We start from the raw sequence: 24,601 nt of genomic DNA, 5'->3' as shown, positions 1-24,601 counted from the left end.
CATTATGATTGATCGACCCAATCCTATAACACTTTCGCTGTTGCTGATCATCTATCTGATGCTTGTTTTCAGCGTAGAGGCAATTAATCAATTCATCTTGCTGTCGCTGGTGGCAATCGCTCTTATGCCGATTCTAAGAATTGACACCAGATCCCTCTATTTACGTATCCGTCCATTTATTCTGTACGTGCCGATAATGTTGCTGATTTACACGGTTTTCAGTCTTTTACTCACTTCTGATTCTCTGGCTGATGTGGTGGTAGCGGCACTTTTATCGGGTATTAGAGTTTTCCTCATGGTCATTGTTACGGCTGCTGTTATTGAGGCTGTTTCGTCGCGAAGACTCCTGGATGCCCTTAGAACAGTCTGCAGACAGGCGGCAATCAGCGGGAGAGTAGTGGAGGATACTTTTCAGCTCATGTATCTGACATTCCGGTTTTTCCCCATGCTGAAGGAAGAGGTGGTAGCAATAACCCATCACGAAACCTATTTGGGACTTTCTCCGGCCAGCGGAAGATTCAGCAGGGTCAAACAAATCGCAACTCACCTCCCTTCGCTGATTTCCAACTGCCTCCATCGGGCTGAGAATCTCGGTATAGCGATAGAGTCGAGGCGTTACGGGACTGTTTTGCCGCGGGGCATTGCCAACCCCGTCGGTTTTGGATGGCCCGATCTGTTCTATCTGCTCCTGACAGCTATTCTGGTGCAGGGATATCTCTCTCTTGCCTAATTACAAGATTGTCATTGAGTATGACGGTACCGACTTTTCTGGTTGGCAAATGCAGCGTACCAAGCGTACAGTGCAGGGTGACATAGAAGGGGTACTGAAGAAGCTAACCGCTGGAGAACGGGTGGTGCTGAACGGGGCGGGCCGGACCGATGCTGGCGTACACGCCAGGGGACAGGTGGCCAACTTTCGACTGGAAAAAGTGTGGAACAGCCAGGAGTTGAAGAACGCACTGAACGGAAATCTGTCTGACGATCTGCGTATATTGGACTGCACCGCTGTGCCTGATAGTTTTCATGCCCGGTTCAGCGCTGCTCGCCGACTTTATCGCTACTACTGTCGATTGGGAGAATCTGCTCTTGACAGAAGAATTTGCTGGTGCGTGCCGAAAAGTGTTGTAGTACATAAGTTGCGCCAGTGTGCAAGACTTCTCAACGGTGAAATCGATTTCACGTCATTTACAAAGTTTTCTTCCCAGCGGGATAACCGATGCTGTACCGTCTACCAATCTGGGTGGAATAAACGTGGGGATTTTGTAATTTTTACGATGGAAGCAAATAGATTCCTTCGTCACCTGATCAGGTATCTGGTTGGTACTATGGTAGAAGTAGCAAAAGGCGGGCTTACAGTGGACGATTTTGGCAAGACTTTAGAAGTCAAGGATCCTCAGGCGAAAGTCTGGAAGGCGCCCGCAGCCGGACTCTTCCTGGATAGAGTTTCCTATTAATGATGATGTCATGCGTAAAAAAGATGTTTTATTCGATTACACTGATCCTGCTTTTGACAGCACCGTCAACGTTTTGTGGTGAATTGGCGGATGTCAGTGCCTCGAGGCAGAACGCCATCACGGAAGCGATCAAGTCAGTGGGGCCGGCTGTTGCCAGCATAAACGTTGTTCAGATCAAGGAGTATATCCCATCGCCCTTTTTTAATGATCCATTTTTCCAGTTCCTGTTTCCCGAAAATCCTTATCGCCAAACCATCAAGAGTCTTGGGTCCGGGGTACTCATCAGCCCCGACGGCTATATCATCACAAACCAGCACGTTGTCGAGAACGCAGATGAAGTAATTGTTACCCTGCCGGGTGGGAAGGAATACGATGCGGAAGTCATAGGAGAAGACAGAGTTACCGATCTTGCCGTTCTGAGAATTGAGGGTAAACACCTTCCATATTCAAAACTTGGAGATTCCGACGATATCATCATAGGGGAATGGGTAATTGCCTTAGGCAATCCTTTCGGACTTTTTGATGTGAATAAACAACCGACGGCGACTGTTGGCATTATCAGTGCTGTCGATCTCGATTTCGGCAAGGAACTTTCCGGCAGAGTGTATCAAGGGATGATTCAGACAGATGCTTCCATTAATCAGGGTAACAGCGGTGGACCGCTCAGCAATGCTGAAGGTGAAGTAATAGGGATCAACACTTTCATATTTACCGGTGGAGGATATTCGGAAGGTTCCATCGGCATCAGCTTTGCTATACCCATCAACCGAGCCAAAGGAATCGCCGAGGAGTTGAAAAAGTATGGTCGAATAGACCGGAGTGTCAGCATCGGATTTCGATTTCAGCGAGTGGACAGAGCCCTCGCCAGATACCTGAATCTGCCGCTAATCGGTGGCATCATAATTACGGAAATCCTCAGAGGCGGTACGGCTGATAAGGCCGGCCTTCAAGTGGGAGATGTAATCTACGAGATGAATAATGCTTCGGTTAATTCAGGGGGTGATATTTTGAAACTTATTGAGGAAGACTATCTCCGTGCGGATGACAGGGTCAGCATCAAGTTCTACCGCGACGGAAAGATGTCGACTACTAAATTACGGCTGACGAAGAGTGGATGAACCTGGAAAGATGAAATGTTAGCGCCTGAGGGGAAAAGTATAATTGCGGGAGTAGTTCTGGTCACGGTAGTTTTCGCGCTTGGCGGCTGGACTGGAGAGATTCCGGTGTTAAAAGTACTCGCCATAATTTGTCTGCCGTTACTTGTTCTCTGCCTGATTTTTTTCCGCGATCCTGACAGGATTACACCGCCCGGAGAAAACCTCATCCTGTCTCCTGCTGATGGGAAAGTTGTCTTTGTGGGCAGCGAAAGAGGCTCAGAGGGAGAGGCTATGCAGGTATCGATATTTCTTTCGATTTTCGATGTTCATGCTAATCGCGTTCCTGTCTCCGGGCTTGTGAAAAAAGTATTATATTCAAAAGGTAGATTCCTGGCTGCATTTAAAGACGAAGCTTCCAGGGCGAATGAACATACGGAGATTCATATTGTGACCGGTGAAAGCCTCATCAGGGTAAAACAGATCGCAGGGGTTGTAGCCCGAAGAATCATCTGTTATCTCAAGGAAGGAGATGAGGTCTCTCGCGGCGATCGTCTCGGTTACATCCGGTTTGGATCGCGTACAGATATTATTGTTCCGGCTGATGCAAAGATTCATGTAAACGTGGGACAGAAGGTGGTCGGCGGTCAGTCGGTGATTGGAGAACTTTTATGATGAAACAGATTCATGTGAATAAATCGGCTATACCGGGAGTGTTCACTTTCTTTAATCTTCTCTTCGGCTTTCTGGCGATTCTACAGTCAGCCTTGGGAGCTTTCGGAAAGGCCGCATGGTTAATCCTGGCGGCTGCTCTTTTTGACGGTCTCGATGGTGCTACAGCTCGACTGCTGAAAGTTCCTTCCAACTTTGGTAAACAGTTTGATTCTGCTGCCGACCTTGTTTCTTTTTGCACCGCACCGGCTGTGCTGCTATATTTTGCTTACATTGAAGGAATGCACCCCTTTCTGGGAGCGATGATTAGTTTTACCCCGCTTTTTGCCGGTGCCTTCCGACTGGCTCGCTTCACCATTCAGAGCGAGGATGCACCGAAGCATTTCTTTACAGGATTGGCCAGCACAGCTCAAGCATTGACTTTTGCTTCATTTGTGCTTTTCAATCAGGGTATTTACGGTTCGCCCGGTGACCCTCGAATTGCGCTGTTGCTGGCGCTTGTTCTATCTTATCTGATGGTCAGTCATATTCCCTATGCGAAGATACCCTATATAGGCATTAATTGGCGCGGGCGCATTAAAGTTGTGGCACTCATGCTGTGCGTGGGCGCTCTTACCTTTTGGAAAAGCCTTATCCTTTTTCCCCTGGCGGCACTCTACGTCGCTGCTGGTATAGTCAGGGCATTTCTTCCCCACGACGAGGCTCAGATAAAAACTAAAGTGGTCTCAAAACGCGGATTCTTCAAAAGCAAATAAAAGATGGCTAATAGACGTCAAGTAAAGGTGATTGTTCTCATCCTTTTCGCCGGGGCTATGATTGGAACGTATATCGGCGAATTATTAGGGTTTGTTTTGCCGGAGGGGGTAGTGAGGCAGTTCTTCCTTCAAAGTGTGGAGTTTTCTCTCGGCGGCCTTTTTGGGGGCGGCGATGACGCATTGAGTCTAAATCTTGGCGTGCTGACGCTTATCCTGGGACTCAAGATCAAGCTCAATTTTGCCGGTATTTTTGGTCTGGGCATGGCATACTATTTCTTGCGCTATTTCAGATAGAGTTAAGAACGGAGGTTACAATGATACATATGATGAATATTCCTCTTCTCATCGGTGGTCTCGGCGGCTGGGAAGTCTTCCTGATCCTGCTTGTCGTATTGTTGCTGTTTGGTGCGAAACGTCTTCCCGAACTTGCGCGGGGACTCGGAAAGGGAATCCGAGAGTTTAAGGGTGCCGTCGAGGGCATCGAAAAAGAACTGGACGATACCGTGGATTCCATAGAGAAAACAACGGAGAAACCGGAATCTCCGGGTGAATAACCCCGCTGTCTCATCTCTCGATCCAGCCAAAAAATCGAAGGGCTTTATTGAGGGATCTGAGAAGTACTCGCAAAATAACGCTATTGTTCTGAGCCCTCAGGAAGGGCTCTACCGGGAATCAACGCTTCAGAGCGGAATTCTGGGCGGTAGAGCCGTCGCAGTGAAGGATAACATAGCGGTGAAAGGGTGGCGAATCACCTGCGCTTCCGGCATTCTACATAAGTACGAATCGCCCTACCACGCTACCGCGGTGGAAAAGATTTTAGCGCATGGAGGTGTCATTGTAGGTAAGACGAACCATGACGAATTCGCTATGGGTTCCTCCACTGAGCACTCCCGTTTCGGGCCGGCAAGGCATCCCACGGACAAGGAGAGGGTTCCTGGCGGTTCAAGCGGCGGATCCGCCCTTTCTGTGGCATTGGGGCTCACCGATCTGGCTCTCGGTTCGGATACCGGCGGCTCGGTGCGTCAACCGGCGGCATTCTGCGGCGTGTATGGACTTAAACCGACCTACGGTCGTGTATCGAGGTACGGACTGGTGGCATTTGCCTCATCGTTCGATCAGATCGGTCCCTTTGGCAAAACTACCGGTGATATCGCACTTCTTCTGGAAACTGTTGCCGGTGTCGATGAGAAAGATGCAACATCCTCAGCCGAGCCCGTACCGCCCTATTCACAGCTGCTTGAAGGTGATCTGCCGCAAAGGATAGGGGTGCCGTGGAATTTTCTTGCAGAAGGGGTGGATGAAGAAATTCTGGAGAGACTCAAAAGTCTCCTTTCATCGCTTGAGAGAGCGGGTTGTAAAATCGAAACTGTCATCTTACCCCATTGCAAGTTCGCTATTGCGACCTACTACGTTTTAACGATGGCAGAAGCTTCATCGAATCTGGCGCGCTTTGATGGTGTACGGTTCGGCCTGAGTGAAAGAGATGAGACGCTGGAAGAGATGTATTGCAACACACGTTCTGCTGGATTCGGCGATGAGGTGAAACGCCGCATCATGCTCGGTACTTATATTCTTTCATCAGGTTATTATGATGCCTATTACTGCAAGGCTCAGAAAGTCCGCCGGCTCATTAGAGATGATTTTGTTGACGCTTTTTCTCAAGTTGATGTTATTATACTTCCCACAACACCTACACCCCCTTTCAAACTTGGAGAAAATCTCGACAATCCACTTGAGATGTATCTTGCCGATATATTTACGACACCTATGAGTCTGGCTGGAGTTCCCGCCATCAGCATTCCTTGTGCTGAACACAGCGCGGGATTGCCAATCGGTCTGCAGCTCGTAGGTGATTTCTTCTGCGAGGAAACTATCCTCCGCCTCAGTCATTATATTGAGCAGAACTCAATAATCTGAATAGTGCTCGAATTTGCTCATCCCTGGATCCTCCTCCTTCTGGTGGTTGTCCCCCTCACTGTCTGGTGGTACGCGCGCTGGGGCCGTCGCGCCGAAGGGACGGTCCAGTTCTCTTCCATAAGACCGCTGCTTCAAGTGCCCCGCTTGTCGGGCGAGTGGAAGGTCAGACTTTTGATGGTATTGCAGCTCACCATCATTGCCTTGCTGATTACGGCTATGGCGAGACCGCGCGCCGTACTGGATCTTTCGGAGACATCGGTGAATGTGGTGGACATGGTGCTCGTTGTGGATATCAGCAGCAGTATGCGTGCCGAAGACTTTAAGCCCAATCGGCTGGAGGCGGCCAAGCAGACCGCGAAAAAATTTATCGAGGATCGAAAAGGGGACCGCATCGGTCTGCTCGTCTTTGCCGGCGAAAGCTATATCCAGTGTCCGCTCACCATAGACTACGATGTCCTCCAAGGATTGCTGTCTCAGGTTACTATTATCGATGAGGCTCATGATGGAACGGCTATCGGTATGGCTATCGCGCACAGCATCAACCGGCTCAGGAGCAGCGATGCCGCGAGCAAGGTTATGATCCTTCTTTCTGACGGTAGCAACAATGCAGGAGAGCTCGATCCCATCACGGCAGCCGGGTTTGCCGCTGAGTATGATATCCGGATCTATGCCATCGGCGTCGGGAGTAGAGGTAAGGCGCCATATCCAGTAGCTGATCCTGTCTACGGCAAGCGCTATATGCAGGTGGATGTCGACATGGATGAGGAGACGCTGCGAAAGATCGCTTCGGCCACGGGAGGTGAGTACTTTCGTGCCACCGATGAAGAGCGACTTACGGCAATATACGAAGAGATCAATCTGCTGGAACGGTCTGAGATCACAGTGAAGGAGTTTTTCGAATACCGCGAACTTTTTGTCTGGTTTCTGTTACCTGCTGTTATATTCATGCTCACTGATCGCGTGCTGGCGGACATTGTTTTCAAGAGGAAAAACTAGAGTGGTAGACTTCAGATATCCTCTTGCCTTTGTCTTCTATTTTCTTCTGGGCGCTGTTTTGCTTTACAGGTGGTTAACACGTGGTCAGCGCCTGCGGGAGATGGAACGGTGGGGAGATGAGAAGGTGAGAAATCGCCTCTTCTCCAGGATTAATCCCGCTGCCGATCGGTGGAAGCAGAGATTGCGCTGGTGGGCAATTATCATCCTGATATTTGCGCTCAGTGGACCCCAGATCGGTACAAAGCTAGTAGAGGTCAAGCGGCAAGGAGTTGACATCATTGTCGCCCTCGACATCTCTTCAAGCATGACAGCCGAAGACGTGAAGCCCAATCGTCTGGAGAAGGCGAAGTTCGAAATCTCAAGGCTCATTGGGCGCCTGAAGGGAGATCGAATCGGGATTATTGTGTTTGCGGGGACGAGTCATCTTTATCTTCCGCTTACAGGGGATTACGCCGCCGCCGAACTGTTTGTGGACGCCGTTGACAGTGACCTCATTCAGACGCAGGGGACAGCACTTGCGGATGCTCTGGAGATGGCATCATCGTCGTTTCCTGAAGAGAGTGAGAAGTACAGGGTTCTGGTTGTGGTGACAGATGGTGAAGACCATGAAGGACGGGCAGTGAAGATGGCAAAAGAGGCGGTGCAAAGAGGTGTTATTATCCACACTGTCGGCGTGGGGACAGTTACAGGTTCCCTGATTCCGGTTTTCAGTCAGACGGGAGATAGAATCGACTACAAGAAGGATCGTAAAGGTAAACTCGTGACCTCAATACTCAACGAGCCGATGCTTAACGAACTTGCCATGCTCGGAGGGGGTGTTTTCGTTCGCTTCGATAATCGTGGCGGATCGATGGAAGACGTCCTCGAAATGATCCACGCCATGGAAAAGAGGACGTTGAAGACTCACGAATATTCTCAGTTTGAGGACAGGTATCAGATTTTTCTTGCCTGTGCACTTGTGCTGTTTACCGGTATACTGTTTATCCCCAGTCGAAAAAAGGGATCGCCTGAATGGAGGGGTCGCTTTGTGTAGACATATAATCTTAACAGCGGCGAGCGCGGCAATCCTTTGGAGTCAGCCGCCTGTAGCGGTTGACTCAGTAGGGGCAGACGGATCCCGGTCACTCGCTTACTACGAATCTGTCCTGAAGAAGTACCCCGACATGCCAGAAGCGAGATTTGGCGCAGGTCACGCAGCTTACCTGGAGGAGGACTATGAAAGGGCTTCGTTGGAATTCAAATCTGTTGCTGGAGTTGATGAAAATGATCTGCGTTCCAAAAGCTACTACAATCTCGGTAATACCCTCCATCAGCAGGGGATGATGGAAGAGAGTCTTTCCGCTTTCAGGAAATCGCTGGAATTGAATCCCGGTGACCTTGATGCCAAGTACAACTATGAATTCACCAAACGGCTGATGGAGCAGATGCAGCAACAACAGCAACCGGATCAATCCGGTCAGGAACAAAAGGACGATTCGGCAGAAGAGCAGCAACAACAGCAACAGCAGGCGCAAGATCAAGCCGGGCAAGATCCATCTCAAGGTGAAAGTAAACAACAGGAAAATCGGCCGCAGCAAAGCCAGCCACAACCGCAGGAACAAGGTGGGGCAGAACAACGGGAAAAGCCAGATGCTGAAACTATACTCAATGCCCTCAAAGCGGATGAAGAGAATTTGATGAAACGGCTGTTGAGCCTGGCCAAGTCGAAAAAGAGAGAGAAAGACTGGTAATGATATTGCTGCGCCCTTTACTACTCATTTTCAGCCTTCTGTCTATTCTCAGGGCCGATGTGTCTTTCCTCGCCACCGTGGATGCTAAACAGATAGGATTGAATGAGACAGTCAATTTCAAGGTAACTGTAGAAGGAAGCGAAGGTTTTGCCCAATTAGATATTTCACAGATTGAAGACTTTACCCTGATCTCTGGCCCCGCGCAGAGTAGCAGCTTCCAGTGGGTAAATGGAAAAATGTCCAGCTCGAAGACGCTCTCTTGGACACTGATTCCCAAAAGATCTGGCACGTTGACCATCCCAGCGTTGGACGTAACAATCGATGGGAAACGTTACCGTACGGAAGCTATTACTGTTCGGGTCTCACAAGGGCAGCGGCAGCCAGCGCAGAGGAGCGGAGAGCCGCAGCAGCAATCTGAGACAACCACACCCCTTGTTTTTCTGACGGCGGAGAGTGACAAAAGTGAAGCATACCTCGGTGAGCAGATCACAGTCAGCTACAAACTGTACACGAGAGTAAATCTTCGTCAGTATTCAGTGGAAAAGCAGCCGCAAGGTATCGGTTTCTGGATGGAGGAGCTGTATGCTCCTAAACAGCCTACCCTGAGGGACGCCCAATTAGAGGGAGTTCGCTACAAGGTAGCGACGCTCTACAAGATTGCCCTTTTTCCAACTACAACGGGAGACTTGACACTGGACCCCATGATCTTGAACTGCACCATTGAGGTGCCGTCGAGATCGAGAGTGCCTTCGCTTTTTGACGATTTCTTCAAGCGGAACAAGCAACAGATTGTGAGGTCTGACGGACTTAAGCTGGCAGTGAAGCCCGTACCGGCTGAGAACCGTCCCGCTGATTTTACCGGCGCTGTGGGTGAGTTTGCTCTTGCCTCTTATCTCGATACCACATCAACAGAAGTTAATGAAGCAGTTTCTTATGTGGTGGAATTGACGGGGACGGGAAATCTGAACCTTTTTCAGCTGGAGGAACCGGATTTTCCCGATGGACTGGAAGTGTTCAATCCCAAAACTTCATTTGAGAAGGATCCTTTCCGGGATCAGATCTCCGGAAAGAAGCGGTGGGAATACATTATCATTCCGCGCAAAGAGGGCAGATTTTTCATACCGAGATCAGAACTCGGCTATTTAAATCCCGAGGTATCTGAATGGAAAAAGACGACCACTGAGACGGCTGTCCTGGATGTGAAACCGGGCAAGGGCATTATGGGTGAGGGAAGAGGACTGACGAAAGAAGAGATTGCACTTTTGGGTCAGGATATACGCTATATTCGCACCGGGGCGGTGAAGTTGAAACCTCTGAGCGAAAGGATGATTCCGGCGTTTTTCTGGTGGTTTACTATTGCGGCGCTGGCACTCTTTTTGACTCCCAGAGTTGTGACATCGCTTGAGGATGGGAAAGAAGAAAGAAGTGCTATCAGTAGGTCGCGGAATGCCATGCGTAAGGCCAGGAGAAAGCTGCGCAAAGTAAAGGATCCGTCCGGTTTTCATCTGGTAGCGGATGCTGTTTTCAGCTATTTTAGCGCTAGACTTGGTATCTCCCGTGCCGGCATGGATAGCGCTTCATTGAACAGGATTCTGGATGGCAGACTTGGTAGTGATACGATACAGGACTTGACAGACATTCTTGTCTCATGCGATCGCGCCCGTTATGCCCCCTCTGATCTGGCTGACAAAGGAAAGGACGCTGCGGCCATGGCAAAAAGAACGACTGTATTACTGAAAAAAATTGATACTGTTTTATGAGTAGGACTTCGTTAATCCTGATTGTTATACTTTTATTGTGCACTTCAGCGGGGGCTCAGCGTTCATATCCCGATTCACTGTTCAGCGATGCCAACCAGATGTACGAGCAGAACAGCTATACCGAGGCAGTCAATCTTTACAATCAGGTGCTGAATCAGGGTTTTTCGCATACGAATCTTTACTACAATCTTGGCAATGCATATTATCAGATAGGTAGCTTGGGCGATGCTATATGGGCCTACGAAAAGGGACTCAAGTTTAACCCGAGAGATGGCGATTTAAGATTCAATCTGAGTGTGGCCAATGCCAGAATAGTCGACCGGGTGGAAGCGCCTGAGGCTCTGTTCGTTCTGGAATGGTACGGCGCACTGAAGCGTGGATTTTCGCCGTCTCAGTGGCTCCTCATCGTGAGTAGCTTTCTCCTGATTTCCAGCTTACTTTATCTCAACGGATCTTTTCTTGAATGGGTACCGCGGGTGATTTCCAGCAATCTGCTGGCGGGAACTCTTGCAATTGCCCTTCTCTCAGGCGTCATCTTTGCAGATCTCTATTTTGATCTCCTGGACAAAGAGGAAGGTGTAATCATCGCCACGGAAGCGAAAGTATATTCGGCACCGACTGATATCGGTAATCTACTGTTTGTAGTGCACGAGGGGACGAAAGCAAAAATTGCAAGCCAACAGTTTCCATGGATGGAAATAGAACTGATTGACGGCAAGAAAGGTTGGATACATTCAGATAGAATGAGAGTACTTTAAGATGAGGTCACTTTTTGCTGTCATTGTTTTCTTCTTTATGGTCAGTGGTCAGGACAGGAAAGTCAAGGTGGATGAAAGCTTTAGTCCTAACACATTGAGTGAACCTGAAATCAAATGGCCTGTCATTCTACGACCCGGAGACGAGCTTCCTGAAGAACTGAAAAGAACGTCAGCTGATACCACTGAAGAAGGGTACCGGATTCAGGTACTGTCAACTCTGGATCACGAGTCGGCTGCCAACCTACGCACTGAACTTTTACCTCTGTTCGATGATGAAGTCTATGTGATATTCGATCCCCCAAACTATAAGGTAAGGGTGGGGAATTTCCGTTCCCGTTTCGATGCTGAGAGAGTTCAGCTTCGTATCAGGAAAATGGGATACCTGACAGCGTGGATTATCCGCAGTCAGGTTAGGGTACAACAGAGCAGACGCTAAGAAGCAACATTGCCTTCGCCATAAATTTCCCCGTCGGGAAAACGGTTGTCCGGCAGACACCTTCGCCATAAATTTCCCCGTCGGGAAAGCCTGTTGTTGCTGACAATCTTGGAGATTTTAATCCTGTCCGGATACAGTCTTGTGACAAGCGCCTGCAATCATTAGTTATCGGAGGAACCAATGGCCGGTCATTCCAAATGGGCACAGATTAAGCGCAAGAAGGCGGTAGTGGACGCTAAGCGCGGCAAGGTGTTCACCCGGCTTATCAGGGAGATCACCGTGGCGGCCAGAATGGGCGGTGGGGAAGAGGACGCCAATCCGAGGCTGCGACAGGCCGTCCTGGCGGCGAAAGCGGCCAACATGCCTGCCGATAACGTCAAACGGGCCATCCGGCGGGGGACGGGCGAACTCCCCGGCGTCACCTATGAGGAAGCTGTCTTTGAAGGCTATGGTCCCGGCGGCGTCGCTATCATGATGGAAGTGATGACGGACAACAGAAAGCGGACAGTAGCTGAAATCCGTCATCTCATGACAATGTACGGCGGCAATCTTGGTGCATCAGGATGCGTGGCGTGGATGTTTGAAAAGAAGGGACTTGTGACGGTGGACAAGAACGAGATGGACGAAGATAGGCTCCTTGAGACGGTGCTGGAAGGGGGCGGTGACGACTTTGTAGAAGAGGAGGATGTCTACGAGATCACTTCGGAACCGGAGAGGATGGCGGACTTGAAACATCATCTGGAGCATAATCAGTTCACTGTGACCGGGGCAGAAATTTCAAATATTCCCCGTGATACGGCCAGGGTCGAAGGAGAGACCGCTCGTAAGGTGATCAATCTGATGGAATCGCTGGAAGATCATGATGACATCCAGACCCTCTCGTCGAACTTCGACATGGATGAAGTGGTCATTGCTGAGGTACAATAGTTGCGTAAAATCATCGGGATTGATCCCGGGATCGAGGTAACAGGTTATGGCATCATTGAGTCAGATGGCCACGATCACCGCGCCGTTAAGTTCGGCACCGTATTGCCGCCCGGCGGTAAACCTCTTTATGAACGCCTATCTTATCTGTATGACGATCTTAAAAAGATTATTGAGGAGAACAGTCCTAATGAAATGGCAGTGGAGGAGGCTTTTTTCAGCAAGAATGCCAGGACAGCTCTTGTGCTGGGGCAGGCGCGGGGCGTCATTCTGCTGGCGGGGGCTCACCAGGATATCCAGTGCTTTGAGTATTCGCCGCGCAAGATTAAGATGTCTGTGGTGGGGAATGGAAATGCATCCAAAGAGCAGGTTCAATACATGGTGAAGTCGCTGTTATCGTTACCGGATACGCCTCTTAAGCTGGATATCACCGATGCGCTTGCCACTGCCCTTTGTCACCTTAACCAGCCGCCGGAGATGTGAATATGATTCATTCTGTAAAGGGTAAACTTAGACAAAAAACGCCCAGTGGGATCGTGATCGATGTAGGCGGCATATCACTACATATTTTCGTTTCGGTGCCGACTTACGATCATATGTCGGAAGCAGGTGCCGAAGTAGAGGTGATAACTTACCTCAACGTCCGTGAAGACGCACTGGAGCTTTACGGTTTCTATTCGCAGGAAGAGTTGGAGCTCTTCAAGATGTTGATCGGGATTACGAAAATAGGACCCAAGCTCGCCATCGGAATTCTGTCAGGGGCCAGCCCGGGTGAATTCAAGCGCCGGATCATCGCGGGCGATGTTGCGGCTTTAACAGCACTTCCAGGAATCGGACCGAAGACGGCTAAACGAATTATTGTCGAACTAAAGGAGAAATTTGTCACCGTCGAAGGTTTAGATGATATCCTTAAAGAGGATGACGCTCTCAGTGATGAATTCGCTGACGCTCTGGCAGCACTTACCGCACTTGGATTCTCAAGGGTGCAAGGGTTCAAAGTACTCACCGGTATGAGAAAGGATGGTCAGCTGGAAGGCGGTTTGGAAGAGATCGTTAAGTCTGCCCTGACCAAACTGTAGGAGAGGTATCTCGTAAAATCTTGGTTCAAGACTAATTGATTCTTATAGTTCATGTGAGGGCAGAAACCTTCAAGGTTTGTAGCAAATGAATGATGATGAGTTATCAAGAATTGTACTTACCCACCCTGTCTTCGAGGTACAGCGGATCCACCCCTCCAAGGAGGGGACTTGTGCGGAAGGCGTTCAACTTAATAGAAAAGGAAATACTTCGTGCAACTTGCTGATCGATTAAAGCGTCTCGGCACAGAGACAGCTTTTGCTGTGTCTGTGCAGGCGGCCCGGTGGGCTTCACAGGGAAACAAGGTTTACCCCTTCCATCTCGGTGATATGAATATCTCTACGCCAGCCAATGTGGTGCAAGCCGCCAGCAAGGCTATCGCGGACGGAAGAACAGGCTACTCTCCGGCAGCGGGAATCGCTACACTAAGAGAGGCCTTAGCCCATGACGTCAGTCACAGGCGCGGAGTAATATATGGCCCGGAAAATGTCTCCATTCAACCCGGGGGTAAACCTCTCATCAGCAAGTTTATCTCCGCTGTTATGAATTCCGGAGATGAGGTCCTCTATCCCAATCCCGGCTACCCCATCTATGAATCTCAGATTGAATTCCAGGGGGGTGTCGCCGTCCCGTACGGATACGTCCAGACGGATGAGGGATTCGCCATCGACTTGGATAAACTTCACGATTCCATTACGGATAAAACTCGGATTCTCATCTATAACAATTATCAAAACCCCATCAGTGCAGAGTCTACAGAAGATGAGATGAAATCCCTCGCGGAACTTGCGCTTAAGTGTGATTTGTGGGTTCTCTCAGATGAAGCCTATTTCGAGATTCGTTACGGAGGCGAACCCCACTCTATTGTAGCGCTGCCGGGAATGATGGAACGCACGGTAATTCTGTACACCTTCTCTAAAAAGTTTGCTATGACAGGCTGGCGCTTGGGGGCGGGTGTTGGGCCGGAAAAAGTAATTAATGTTATTACCAAGCTGAATACGAATCATGAGTCGTGTTCTAATCATTTCATTCAGTGGGCTATGGTGGAGGGGATTGACGGCGATCAGTCTGGACCGAAAAGAATTCTCGAAATCCTGAAGGATCGCCGCAACGCCGCTGTGGACGGTCTCAACGCTATCTATGGGATTGACATTGCCCTCCCAAACAGCACCTTTTACCTTTTCCCCAAGGTCACAGAAATCATGGAACGTAAGGGATTCACGGAGATCGGTGAACTTCAGACTGAAGCGTTGCATAAGACGGGGATCTCCTTCTGCACCCGGAACCACTTCGGCCGCCCTCTTCCCGATGAGAGAGATTACTACATCCGTTTTGCATATTCCGGTATAGATGTGGAAGATATTGTGCAGGGGCTGGGGAGGCTGAAGGAATACTTTGAGACTTGATCATCGCGGTGCGGGACTGCACCATCAGCGATTACATAAGAAATTATAGTCTGAATACACCGTGAAACGTACAGCGCTGTTCCATAGGCATGTTGACTTGGGTGCAAAGATGGTTCCTTTCGCAGGTTTTGAGATGCCCATTCAGTACAGTAGCATCATCGAAGAGCACAGTGTCGTGAGGGAAAGGGTTGGGCTGTTTGATCTGTCTCATATGGGTGAGTTTGAGATTGGTGGGAGTGGTGCCAGACAGTTCCTGCAAAAAGTAACGATTAACGATGTCGCCCGGCTTGAAGTTGGTCAGGCGCAGTATACCGCCATCTGCAACGAGAACGGGGGAATCATAGACGATTGTGTTTTGTATAGAAGGGATGAAGATTATCTTTTGGTCGTGAACGTATCCAATATCCTCAAGGACTATGATTGGCTTAAAGAACATCAAACTGAAAATGTTTTGTTGCGCGACGTTTCTGATGAAACAACACTGATAGCGGTGCAGGGACCCGATTCTCATGCTCTACTTAAGAATCTCAATTGTGATCCCTGGATCGGTGCTCTCTCTTTCTATCATCACCAGGAAACAACATTTGACAGCGTGACCATTCTGTGTGCCAGGACCGGTTACACTGGCGAATTGGGCTACGAACTCTATCTCAGTAATGACGATGCAGACCGATTGTGGAATGCTCTGACAGCAGCGGGCGACTCATTTGGGGTAAAGCCTGTCGGTCTCGGCGCCAGGGATACTTTGCGGCTGGAGATGGGATATGTTCTTTATGGCAATGAACTGGATGAATCGACCTCACCTCTTGAAGCTGGACTCGGCTGGATAACCAAACTTGATCAGGAAAGCTTTATTGGGCGCGATGCAATTCTCCGATTGAAGTCTGCCGGTATCTCTCGTAAATTAGTGGCCTTCGAAATGGAAGAACGCGGGATTCCAAGAAACGGCTATCCGATCCTCCGGGACGGTGCGCAAGTAGGTCAGGTTACCAGCGGAACCTTCTCTCCATCTCTGAAAAAGGGTATCGGCATAGGATTTGTTGAAGCTGAATATGGTAAGCCCGGTTCAAGGGTTGAGATTAGCATCCGCGATGCAGGCATCGGGGCCGTGATCGTGAAACCGCCTTTCTGGAATAGTGGTACTTTGACGAAAGAGATTGAATGAAAGATAGACGTAAAGAAATCATCGGGATTCTCCTCATTGTTTTATCACTGTTCGTTTTGCTCAGTCTTTTCACCTATAATGCCACTGAAGAACCGTCCATTTCCCAGCATGTGGCTATTACAAACCGGATGGGTATCTTGGGCGTCTATGTCTCCCACGCACTCATCAAGATGACTATCGGCTACGTGGCATATGTGATCCCTTTGCTGGGGCTTATCTGGGGTTGGTGGATCTTCGCCAAGAAGTCATATAATACACTCATTCGTATTTCAGTTCACGGTCTGGCACTTTCCCTGATTCTCTCAGTTGCTCTCGGTCTGCCGGCAGCTGTCCGCGGCATCATGAGCCCCACAAGTTACCAGAACGCCGGTCTCGTGGGAGCCCTTCTCGCAAGATTACTACACGACTTTCTTGGTACAATCGGGGCCAGTTTAGTTTTGCTGGCTGGTACCCTGGTCGTGATTAGGGGATATTTCAATTGGGATTTTTACCGCCCCTTTAAAATGGCATCGATATCTTTAATGACGGTTCGCAATAAACACAATTTAAAAGTTGCCGAAAAAGATAAGGAAAAAGAGAAGCGGGAACACACCGCTCACCTACTGACTCAACTGCAGCAGAAGAGAGGAGAAGAAGATTTTCCTGATGAAAAGGTACAAGAATCTGAGAAGATTTTAGAAGCACCACCTCCCGATCCTGAAAGTGAGCGTCCGGTTCAGCCGACATCTGTCTCGATACCGCCAGCAGAAGAACAGGTAGAAACGGAAGAGGCCGATCTGCCGCAGATGGAAATGGAGATGGAGGAAACTCCCGAGGCTGACGAATCGGGCGGCTTCACAATTGGTGAGGAAGTCATCGAGGAAGAGGTAGATCTCGATGCTCAGGCGGAACGAGCGCCAAAACGCGAATATCAACTCCCTTCCGTAGATATCCTGGACAAGCACGAACAGATTGTTATTCCCAGCGCATCTCATGAAGAACTGGTAGAGAAAGCCAATTTCCTGGTACAGTCGCTCATGACGTTTGGTGTGGAAGGTCAAGTGGTCAACATTTCTCCCGGTCCAATCATTACTCTCTTTGAGGTGGAACCGGCTGAGGGAGTAAGAGTCAACAAGTTTGTGCAACTATCGGACGATCTGGCGAGGGTTTTGAAAGCGCCCCGTGTAAGGGTGATCGCACCGATTCCGGGGAAGTCTTCCGTCGGAATAGAAATACCCAACCAGAATCCGTCCATCGTCTATTTACGGTCGGTGATCAATTCGGAAAAGTTTGTCAGTTCGGACTCAAAGCTGGCTGTGGCTCTCGGTAAAACCACCAATGGTGAGAATTTTATAATCGAACTTGAGAAGATGCCGCATCTGCTGGTGGCTGGAACGACGGGATCGGGAAAATCCGTCTGTATCAATACGATTATTACTAGTATTCTCTATCGCGCGACGCCTGAGGATGTAAGGTTTATCCTGATTGATCCCAAGAAACTGGAACTGGCGTCCTACCGCTCTCTGGAAAAACACCACCTGATTACCAGCGATGATATAGATGAATATGTAATCACCACGCCTGAGAATGCTATTCTCTCGCTGCGTGCTGCGGAGCGGGAGATGAGTCGGCGTTACGATGTGTTGGCTGATGCGGTCGTAAGAAATATTCAAGAGTATAATGAAAAGGCGGTACAGTCTAATGACTTCCCCGTAATGCCTTACATTGTTGTGCTGATTGATGAACTCGCTGATTTGATGCTCAGGGCGCCCAAGGAAGTGGAAATCCCCATCGCACGACTTACACAGATGGCCAGGGCCGTGGGAATTCATCTTGTGGTGGCCACACAGCGGCCGTCCGTGGATGTCATTACCGGTGTAATTAAGGCGAACTTTCCGGCCAGAATTGCATTTCAGGTGGCAACAAAAATTGATTCGAGGACGATCATTGATACAAATGGAGCGGAAAAACTTCTTGGCAAAGGCGATATGCTGTTTCTGCCGCCGGGTGCATCTGAACCGATACGTGTTCATAACTCTTTTGTGTCACTGGAAGAGATAAACAGGCTTGTGGGCCATGTTGCATCTCAGCCGACAGCCGACGAAATCCTGTTGGAAGGCTCTAAAGTCCAACTGGCTGAGGATGGCGGATTGGGAAGACCTGTTGATGGGGAAGATGAACTCCTGAAGGATGCAATCCGCCTTATTGTTACTCATCAGCAGGGATCGATCTCGCTCCTCCAGCGGCGATTCCGGATCGGTTATTCCCGGGCTGCCAGGCTGATCGATGAGATGGAACAGCTCGGTATTGTCGGTGCCTTTACAGGAAGTAAGGCCAGGGAAGTCCTCGTTGACGAATCCTACCTCCAGGTGCTGGATGACGACTCATCCTGATCGGGTAGTCAGCTTTATTCACATTCTCACATACTTCTCAGTTATTGCGGTGACTTCGGGGGCAATTACGGCGGCTGAACTTCGGGTCGATGCGGACATCCTTGGGAAGATTAAAAAAGCACTTCATGATCCCGCCGGTCACCATTTTCAGGTCAAGTGGAGCTACTCAGCCCTGGATGATTCTTGGGAAGGACGTGGAACCTTGTCGATCCTCGGGAGTGACTATCTGGAACTCAACTTGCCCTATCAGACTATTCTAATCCAGGAGTCGACGATTATGACACACTATTCCGAAACAGATCAGGTGGTCATAGACCGCTTCAACAGAAAGGATCCGTCCAGTTTCTTCTCCATTCTGTTGGGTGACTTTTCAGGTTTTAGTGTCCGGGCGGTGTCCAGAATAGATGAAAACAAAGTACGCGTCAGACTTACCGCGGAAACCTTGGTCGGTTTTGACAGGTTAGATATCATTGTGAACTCGTATGACTGGCTTCCTGTCTCAATCAGAGGTAGCATCGGGGACGATGCCCGGGTAGCGGTGACAGTGGAGAGTGTATCGTCTCTCAAGGATGCGGAACGACTGACAAATGAATCGCTCCGTGGCAAAGAAATAATTGATCTAAGGTGATAATTCAGAAATGAAGAAGTTTATTGTCGGTTTAGTTATTAGTATCATAGGTCTATATGTGGCTTTCCGTCAAATTGATTTAACGGAACTGGGGGGAGCACTTGCCCAGGCGCAATGGTCTTTGATTCTTGTTGCACTGCTACTGATGGTATTCAGTGTCTGGGTGAGAGCGCTCAGATGGCAGATTCTGCTCTTACCCATTTCTCGAGTATCCGTTTCTACGGCATTTTCTTCTACAATGATCGGTTATTTTGGCAATAGCGTTCTCCCGCTCCGCCTGGGAGAATTCATGAGGGCTTATGCCATTCGTGAAAAAGAGCCCTCCCTCACGGCCGCCAGCGCGTTCGGAACCATTGTGGTTGAACGCCTCCTGGATATGACAGGCACGCTCATTCTTGTGATTCTCTTTTTCTCTCTTTACGACGTACCCCGCTGGCTGGCAAGTGGGGGAATTGCGCTTGGAATCATCGTTCTGGGAGGGTTCGCTGTCCTTTTGTGGATATCCAGTACGCATGAGGAGTGGCTGGAAAGAATTGAGAATATGGCACTGCTGCAGCGCGGGCTGGGTCTGAAAGTGAGACACCTGCTTCATTCATTTCTCCACGGACTGGTAAGTCTCAGACAAACAAAACACTACTGGTCACTTGCATTCTACAGTATCTCTTTGTGGGTGATTTACTTTAGCATAAGCTGGCTGACTGCTCACGCGCTTGACATCAACATAACCTGGATAGAGGTGGGAGTGGTGCTGGTGGCCACCACGATGGTTATTATGATCCCTTCGGCACCCGGATTCATTGGTACATACCACGCTGGTGCTGTTCTGGTGATGGTTGGGCTGTTTGGCCAGGGTGAATCTATGTCTCAGGCGTTTGCCATACTGAATCATGCCATCGGTTTTGTGCCGCTGGTGGCGGTTGGGTCTTTCTGCCTGATCAGAAGTTCTGTTACCCTTAAAGAAGTCAAACCAATAGAGATCGAAGCGTGAATCATTCTGAATCACGGACAGTAGTATTCTTGGATAGAGACGGGACATTGAATCCGGATCCGGGTTACATCTCTTCGCTGGATCAGTTTCAGTTCTTCCCTAATGCACTTGTAGCGCTGCAGAATCTCGATGATCAGGAGTTTGCTTTCATCATTGTCACCAATCAATCAGGTATTGCCAGGGGAAAGATCAAACAAGAGAATCTGGACGCTATTCACCGCTTTATTGAGGACCAATTCGAGGCGTCTGGCATCCCGCTTTTAGGCGTGTATGTTTGTCCCCATCATCCCGATGAAGGATGCCGATGTCGCAAACCGGGGACAGCACTCTTTGAACGGGCGGCGAAGGATCACTCGATTGAACTGGATCGGTCTTATATTATTGGCGACTCTGAAGCGGATATCAGAGCTGGGAAAGCACTATCAATGAAAACTGTCCTTGTCCGTACGGGAAACGGTAAACTTACAGAAAGAATACTGGCACAAGCTATGTTAGAGATTGATTTATCAGGCAACAACTTAACCGACTGTATTGACTTTATAATCGGAGACAAGAGTTCCAAATGACAGTTGCTGTATTGATGGGGGGCAATTCCTCCGAGAGAGAGGTATCGCTCTCAACGGGTCGGGCGGTGGTGGAAGCTGTAGACACTCTTGGGATGGAAGTCATTCCTTGCCCCTACGAGGGCGCACTTGAAGCGGTGATTCCAATTCTTAAGAGTACAGAAGTGGTCTTCATCGCGCTCCACGGCGGTGAAGGTGAAGATGGCGGCGTTCAGCAGGTTCTTGAGGAAAATGGTATCAGGTATACGGGCTCTGGTGCCAAAGCATCGGCTCTCGCTATGGACAAAAACAGGACAAAGCTGTTGCTTAGAGAAAACGGTCTTACAACTGCATCGTGGCTGATGATTGAAGGCGGTTCTTTTGGTGAGGTAAAAACCAGCGAAGAGAGATTCTCCTATCCGGTTGTTGTTAAACCAAACGCAGACGGAAGTACAATGGGTGTTTCAATTGTGCACAGTGCCTCAGAGATAGACGCTGCCGTTGAAATAGCCCAGGAGTTCGGTGGTGATGTTATGATCGAGGAGTATATCCCCGGAAGAGAGATCACCGTGGGCATTCTTGGCGGGGATGCTCTACCTGTTATCGAGATTAAACCTTCCCACGAATTCTACGATTACAAATGTAAGTACACAGCAGGAATGTCTGACTATATCTGTCCGGCTGATTTACCTTCTTCCCTGGTTGAGTTAATTGTCAACGCATCCAAAAAGATCGCTGATCTCATCGGTTGTCGTCATTATTGCCGTGTCGATTTTCGGCTCAATCCGGAAAACGAATACTACTGTCTTGAAGTAAATACATTGCCCGGACTTACCGGTACAAGCCTTGTTCCCAAGGCGGCAAAGCAAGCGGGTGTTTCTTTTGAGAAAGTAATAAAAACTATTATCGATCTTGCCTTGCAATGAATGAGAATGGAGTGGAGGAAGTATGGCTTGCCGTCTATACTAAGCCTCGCCACGAAAAAACGGCTGATGAGCAACTTAGAGAGAAAGGGATAAAGACCTATCTACCTCTCGTCAAGAAGTTGCGGTTCTGGAAGGATCGCAAGAAGTGGGTCTGGATGCCGTTATTTAACAGTTACCTTTTTGTTCATATCCCCCTCAACCACGCTCTTTACGTATTGCAGACGATCGGCGTCCACCATATCGTAAAGTTTAAGGGCGAATACGCTATTGTACCGTCTGAACAGGTAGAGGCGGTGCGGCAGATACTTGAGGGTGGTTTCATTCCTGATCCGCACGACTTTTTTGATATAGGGGAGGAGGTGGAAGTCATTGGCGGCCCGCTGCGGGGTGTCAGAGGTACCCTTTCAAGGAAAGATACTGACCAACGTTTTGTACTTCATGTTGATGGGATCCAGCAAGCTATCTCCGTCAAGATCGATTCCAATATGATAAAACCTGTGAAGTGAAGATGGGTCTTCGTCTCCATAATACGTTCACCAGACGAGTTGAGGAGTTCAAGCCTATTGAGGGAGATACGGTACGACTGTATACGTGCGGTCCTACGCTGTACGATTTCGCCCATATTGGCAACTGTCGATCGTTCCTCTTTTTTGACCTTCTGAAGCGATATCTTCGCTTTATCGGTTACCGTGTTCTCCACGTTATGAATCTTACTGATGTGGATGACAAAATTATCGCAAAATGCGCCGAGGAAAATGAAACCTTAGTGCAATTTACGGAAAGGTACCGGGCGGCGTTCATGGAAGACGTCAGCACACTTGGCATTTTGGAGGCGGATGAATACCCTGCTGCAACACAACATATTCCTCATATTATCGATCTCATTTCATCCCTTATGGATCGAGGACACGCATATGCTACTGATGACGGCTCAGTTTTCTTCAAACTGTCATCGTACCCTGAGTACGGGCGTTTGTCTCGAATTGACACCCAATCGCTCACTTCGACGCAACGTGTGGCAGACGACGAATACGACAAAGAGAATATCAACGATTTTGCCCTCTGGAAAGGGTGGAAACCTGAGGATGGAGAAGTTTCGTGGGATGCCCCCTGGGGAAGGGGACGCCCCGGTTGGCATGTGGAATGTTCCGCCATGTCGATGCAATATCTCGGAGAAGAATTCGACATTCATTGCGGCGGTGTCGATCTCATCTTTCCCCATCACGAGAATGAAATAGCGCAGAGTATTTGTGCCACAGGGGGAAGGTTTGCAAACTGTTGGGTACACTGTGAACATCTTATTGTAGACGGCACAAAGATGAGCAAATCGCTGGGTAATTACTATACGTTGCCTGCATTGCTGAAGAAGGGGTACAACCCTCTCGCCATTCGCTATCTTCTCATTTCTTCGCACTACCGTCAGAAGATCAATCTTACAGAGGAACATCTGGCAGCTGCTGACAATTCAGTGCTGAGGCTTCAGGATTTTAAACGGAGATTGGAAGGGATTGCGGAAATACAATCCGGTGAATTGACGCCAGATAGTTCGAATGTACTGGAAGAATTCACAAGCGCTATGAATAAGGATTTAAATATAGCTGAGGCGATGGGATTTGTCTTCAACTGGGTCAGGGAAGAGAATAGAAGAATTGACGATGGGAAACTGAAGAAAGAAGAAGCCAGCCATATTCTCTCCATTCTGAGTAAAATCGATTCGGTTATCGGTGTAACGTCAGAAGATGAAGTCGAATTGTCTCAGGAAGATTTGACGCTTATTGAAGAGAGAGAGGCGGCAAGGGATAGTAAGGATTGGGCACGATCTGATGAAATTCGCCACTATTTTCTTAAGAAAGGTCTGCAGCTTGAGGACACTCCTTCCGGTACTGTGGTGAAGCGGATATCGGGTGAAGTTAGATGAGGTTATATTGCGCTGTCGTGTAAATGGTTATAAATACTCTATATTTCTCACTATTATTTTTCTTTATTTTTTAGCTGAAATAATTTGACATATATTAAAATCGTCTCTAAATTTCAAGGCTATGCAAAATGTGTGCCACGGAGGTTTTGAAGTCTCGAGTTTTGTCCAAGGTGTAACTCAGGTGACGAAGTCCCGCCTTGCCGGTGTTGGATTTCAGCCTCGGCTTGGGAAAAGATCCCGACATGCCACCGTAGCTCAGATGGTAGAGCAGCTGATTTGTAATCAGCCGGTCGGGGGTTCAAGTCCCTCCGGTGGCTCGATGGCATATCGGGATGATCTATGAGTCGAAGGGACGTTGCCCGACAGCCAGCTGGAGAGACTTCCCTCAGGCAACACATTATAAGAATAAAAGTAGCGGTACAGGGCTCCCGCCCCGAGAGAATTTGAAAAAGGGTTTTTGACCCTAGAAAAAACGCAGAAGAAAACAAAACATCAAGTTTATGGTTACCTTGGGTATTTCACATCCTCATGAAAACTGGGGGAGATGGCAGAGCGGTCAAATGCACCAGACTGTAAATCTGGCGGCGCAAGCCTACGGTGGTTCAAATCCATCTCTCCCCACAAGAACCGTACGCATCCAGAAGATAAGAGGCACAGTGGTGGGTGATAAGAATGCGGTGGTAGCTCAGTTGGTAGAGCATCAGCCTTCCAAGCTGAGGGTCGCGGGTTCGAGCCCCGTCCGCCGCTCAGAACGGGTTTATGGAAATCACACGCAAAAAACTACTTTCAATGCCCCTTGGTCTAAAATTTCTTTGGATGCCTACGTAGCTCAGTCGGTAGAGCACGTCCTTGGTAAGGACGAGGTCACCGGTTCAAGCCCGGTCGTAGGCTCTGTAATCGACATGCAGTAATCAAGGAGAACAGGTTATGGCAAAGGAGAAATTTGAGCGAACGAAGCCTCACATAAACGTAGGTACGATTGGACATGTGGATCACGGCAAGACGACGTTGACGGCGGCGATGACGCTTTTATTGTCGAAGCGTGGTTTGAGTGAGATCCGCACGTTTGACTCTATTGACAAT

General features: G+C 49.0%; 27 protein-coding genes and 4 tRNA genes. All 31 read left to right on the top strand.

Annotated features, from left to right (window positions below):
• Positions 1-4 precede the first annotated feature (4 nt).
• Positions 5-730: an energy-coupling factor transporter transmembrane component T gene (locus tag QF669_01430; GenBank protein ID MDP6456104.1), complete on the top strand. Its 726-nt coding sequence runs from the start codon at positions 5-7 to the stop codon at positions 728-730.
• Positions 723-1,454: a tRNA pseudouridine(38-40) synthase TruA gene (gene truA, locus QF669_01425; protein ID MDP6456103.1), complete on the top strand. Its 732-nt coding sequence runs from the start codon at positions 723-725 to the stop codon at positions 1,452-1,454. The genes QF669_01430 and truA overlap by 8 nt, the downstream gene beginning before the upstream one ends.
• Positions 1,455-1,477: 23 nt before the next feature.
• Positions 1,478-2,572, top strand: coding sequence for a trypsin-like peptidase domain-containing protein (locus QF669_01420; protein MDP6456102.1), 1,095 nt, complete (start codon positions 1,478-1,480; stop codon positions 2,570-2,572).
• Positions 2,573-2,587: 15 nt separating this feature from the next.
• Positions 2,588-3,223 (top strand): phosphatidylserine decarboxylase family protein, encoded by a 636-nt coding sequence (locus QF669_01415; protein ID MDP6456101.1) that lies wholly within the window; start codon positions 2,588-2,590, stop codon positions 3,221-3,223.
• Complete coding sequence (gene pssA / locus QF669_01410; GenBank protein MDP6456100.1) at positions 3,220-3,975, top strand: CDP-diacylglycerol--serine O-phosphatidyltransferase; 756 nt, start codon at positions 3,220-3,222, stop codon at positions 3,973-3,975. Before QF669_01415 ends, pssA begins: the two co-directional genes overlap by 4 nt.
• 3 nt (positions 3,976-3,978) lie before the next feature.
• Positions 3,979-4,269 (top strand): DUF4321 domain-containing protein, encoded by a 291-nt coding sequence (locus QF669_01405; protein MDP6456099.1) that lies wholly within the window; start codon positions 3,979-3,981, stop codon positions 4,267-4,269.
• Positions 4,270-4,289: 20 nt separating this feature from the next.
• Positions 4,290-4,529 (top strand): twin-arginine translocase TatA/TatE family subunit, encoded by a 240-nt coding sequence (locus QF669_01400; protein ID MDP6456098.1) that lies wholly within the window; start codon positions 4,290-4,292, stop codon positions 4,527-4,529.
• Positions 4,522-5,892 (top strand): Asp-tRNA(Asn)/Glu-tRNA(Gln) amidotransferase subunit GatA, encoded by a 1,371-nt coding sequence (gene gatA, locus QF669_01395; GenBank protein ID MDP6456097.1) that lies wholly within the window; start codon positions 4,522-4,524, stop codon positions 5,890-5,892. The genes QF669_01400 and gatA overlap by 8 nt, the downstream gene beginning before the upstream one ends.
• Before the next feature lie 3 nt (positions 5,893-5,895).
• Positions 5,896-6,888 carry a VWA domain-containing protein gene (locus tag QF669_01390; GenBank protein MDP6456096.1) on the top strand — a complete coding sequence of 331 codons (993 nt, stop codon included), beginning with the start codon at positions 5,896-5,898 and terminating at the stop codon, positions 6,886-6,888.
• A 1-nt stretch (position 6,889) separates the two neighbouring features.
• Positions 6,890-7,921, top strand: coding sequence for a VWA domain-containing protein (locus tag QF669_01385; GenBank protein MDP6456095.1), 1,032 nt, complete (start codon positions 6,890-6,892; stop codon positions 7,919-7,921).
• Positions 7,914-8,618 (top strand): tetratricopeptide repeat protein, encoded by a 705-nt coding sequence (locus QF669_01380; protein ID MDP6456094.1) that lies wholly within the window; start codon positions 7,914-7,916, stop codon positions 8,616-8,618. The genes QF669_01385 and QF669_01380 overlap by 8 nt, the downstream gene beginning before the upstream one ends.
• Positions 8,618-10,378: a BatD family protein gene (locus QF669_01375; GenBank protein ID MDP6456093.1), complete on the top strand. Its 1,761-nt coding sequence runs from the start codon at positions 8,618-8,620 to the stop codon at positions 10,376-10,378. The genes QF669_01380 and QF669_01375 overlap by 1 nt, the downstream gene beginning before the upstream one ends.
• The gene (locus QF669_01370) at positions 10,375-11,136 is read left to right on the top strand and encodes a tetratricopeptide repeat protein (protein ID MDP6456092.1); all 762 of its coding nucleotides are present in this window, start codon (positions 10,375-10,377) and stop codon (positions 11,134-11,136) included. The genes QF669_01375 and QF669_01370 overlap by 4 nt, the downstream gene beginning before the upstream one ends.
• Position 11,137: 1 nt before the next feature.
• A complete protein-coding gene (locus QF669_01365) occupies positions 11,138-11,572 on the top strand; it encodes an SPOR domain-containing protein (GenBank protein ID MDP6456091.1) in 435 nt (144 codons plus the stop codon).
• A gap of 180 nt (positions 11,573-11,752) precedes the next feature.
• Positions 11,753-12,499 carry a YebC/PmpR family DNA-binding transcriptional regulator gene (locus QF669_01360; protein MDP6456090.1) on the top strand — a complete coding sequence of 249 codons (747 nt, stop codon included), beginning with the start codon at positions 11,753-11,755 and terminating at the stop codon, positions 12,497-12,499.
• A complete protein-coding gene (gene ruvC / locus QF669_01355; GenBank protein MDP6456089.1) occupies positions 12,500-12,979 on the top strand; it encodes a crossover junction endodeoxyribonuclease RuvC in 480 nt (159 codons plus the stop codon).
• Between the two features lie 2 nt (positions 12,980-12,981).
• Positions 12,982-13,575 (top strand): Holliday junction branch migration protein RuvA, encoded by a 594-nt coding sequence (ruvA, locus tag QF669_01350; protein ID MDP6456088.1) that lies wholly within the window; start codon positions 12,982-12,984, stop codon positions 13,573-13,575.
• Between the two features lie 210 nt (positions 13,576-13,785).
• The gene (locus QF669_01345) at positions 13,786-14,979 is read left to right on the top strand and encodes an aminotransferase class I/II-fold pyridoxal phosphate-dependent enzyme (GenBank protein ID MDP6456087.1); all 1,194 of its coding nucleotides are present in this window, start codon (positions 13,786-13,788) and stop codon (positions 14,977-14,979) included.
• A gap of 61 nt (positions 14,980-15,040) precedes the next feature.
• The gene (gene gcvT / locus QF669_01340; GenBank protein ID MDP6456086.1) at positions 15,041-16,144 is read left to right on the top strand and encodes a glycine cleavage system aminomethyltransferase GcvT; all 1,104 of its coding nucleotides are present in this window, start codon (positions 15,041-15,043) and stop codon (positions 16,142-16,144) included.
• Positions 16,141-18,516, top strand: a complete 2,376-nt coding sequence (locus QF669_01335) for a DNA translocase FtsK 4TM domain-containing protein (protein MDP6456085.1) — start codon at positions 16,141-16,143, stop codon at positions 18,514-18,516. Before gcvT ends, QF669_01335 begins: the two co-directional genes overlap by 4 nt.
• A complete protein-coding gene (locus QF669_01330) occupies positions 18,500-19,144 on the top strand; it encodes a hypothetical protein (GenBank protein ID MDP6456084.1) in 645 nt (214 codons plus the stop codon). The genes QF669_01335 and QF669_01330 overlap by 17 nt, the downstream gene beginning before the upstream one ends.
• A 10-nt stretch (positions 19,145-19,154) precedes the next feature.
• Positions 19,155-20,132, top strand: coding sequence for a lysylphosphatidylglycerol synthase transmembrane domain-containing protein (locus QF669_01325; protein ID MDP6456083.1), 978 nt, complete (start codon positions 19,155-19,157; stop codon positions 20,130-20,132).
• Positions 20,129-20,698, top strand: a complete 570-nt coding sequence (locus tag QF669_01320) for an HAD family hydrolase (GenBank protein ID MDP6456082.1) — start codon at positions 20,129-20,131, stop codon at positions 20,696-20,698. Before QF669_01325 ends, QF669_01320 begins: the two co-directional genes overlap by 4 nt.
• Complete coding sequence (locus QF669_01315; GenBank protein ID MDP6456081.1) at positions 20,695-21,600, top strand: D-alanine--D-alanine ligase; 906 nt, start codon at positions 20,695-20,697, stop codon at positions 21,598-21,600. The genes QF669_01320 and QF669_01315 overlap by 4 nt, the downstream gene beginning before the upstream one ends.
• Positions 21,601-21,611: 11 nt before the next feature.
• Positions 21,612-22,106, top strand: a complete 495-nt coding sequence (locus tag QF669_01310) for a UpxY family transcription antiterminator (protein ID MDP6456080.1) — start codon at positions 21,612-21,614, stop codon at positions 22,104-22,106.
• A gap of 2 nt (positions 22,107-22,108) precedes the next feature.
• Positions 22,109-23,518, top strand: a complete 1,410-nt coding sequence (gene cysS / locus QF669_01305) for a cysteine--tRNA ligase (protein ID MDP6456079.1) — start codon at positions 22,109-22,111, stop codon at positions 23,516-23,518.
• A 244-nt stretch (positions 23,519-23,762) separates the two neighbouring features.
• Positions 23,763-23,835, top strand: a tRNA-Thr gene (locus QF669_01300).
• Positions 23,836-24,056: 221 nt separating this feature from the next.
• Positions 24,057-24,139, top strand: a tRNA-Tyr gene (locus QF669_01295).
• A gap of 53 nt (positions 24,140-24,192) precedes the next feature.
• A tRNA-Gly gene (locus QF669_01290) sits at positions 24,193-24,265 on the top strand.
• 71 nt (positions 24,266-24,336) lie between these two features.
• Positions 24,337-24,409 (top strand) — tRNA-Thr (locus tag QF669_01285).
• Between the two features lie 36 nt (positions 24,410-24,445).
• On the top strand, positions 24,446-24,601 hold a 156-nt coding region (locus QF669_01280), incomplete at its 3' end, for a GTP-binding protein (protein MDP6456078.1).

It is taken from the genome of Candidatus Neomarinimicrobiota bacterium (genome assembly GCA_030743815.1).
Taxonomy (GTDB): Bacteria; Fidelibacterota; Marinisomatia; order Marinisomatales; family S15-B10; genus UBA2146.
This window is presented reverse-complemented; position numbering and strand designations above follow the sequence as displayed.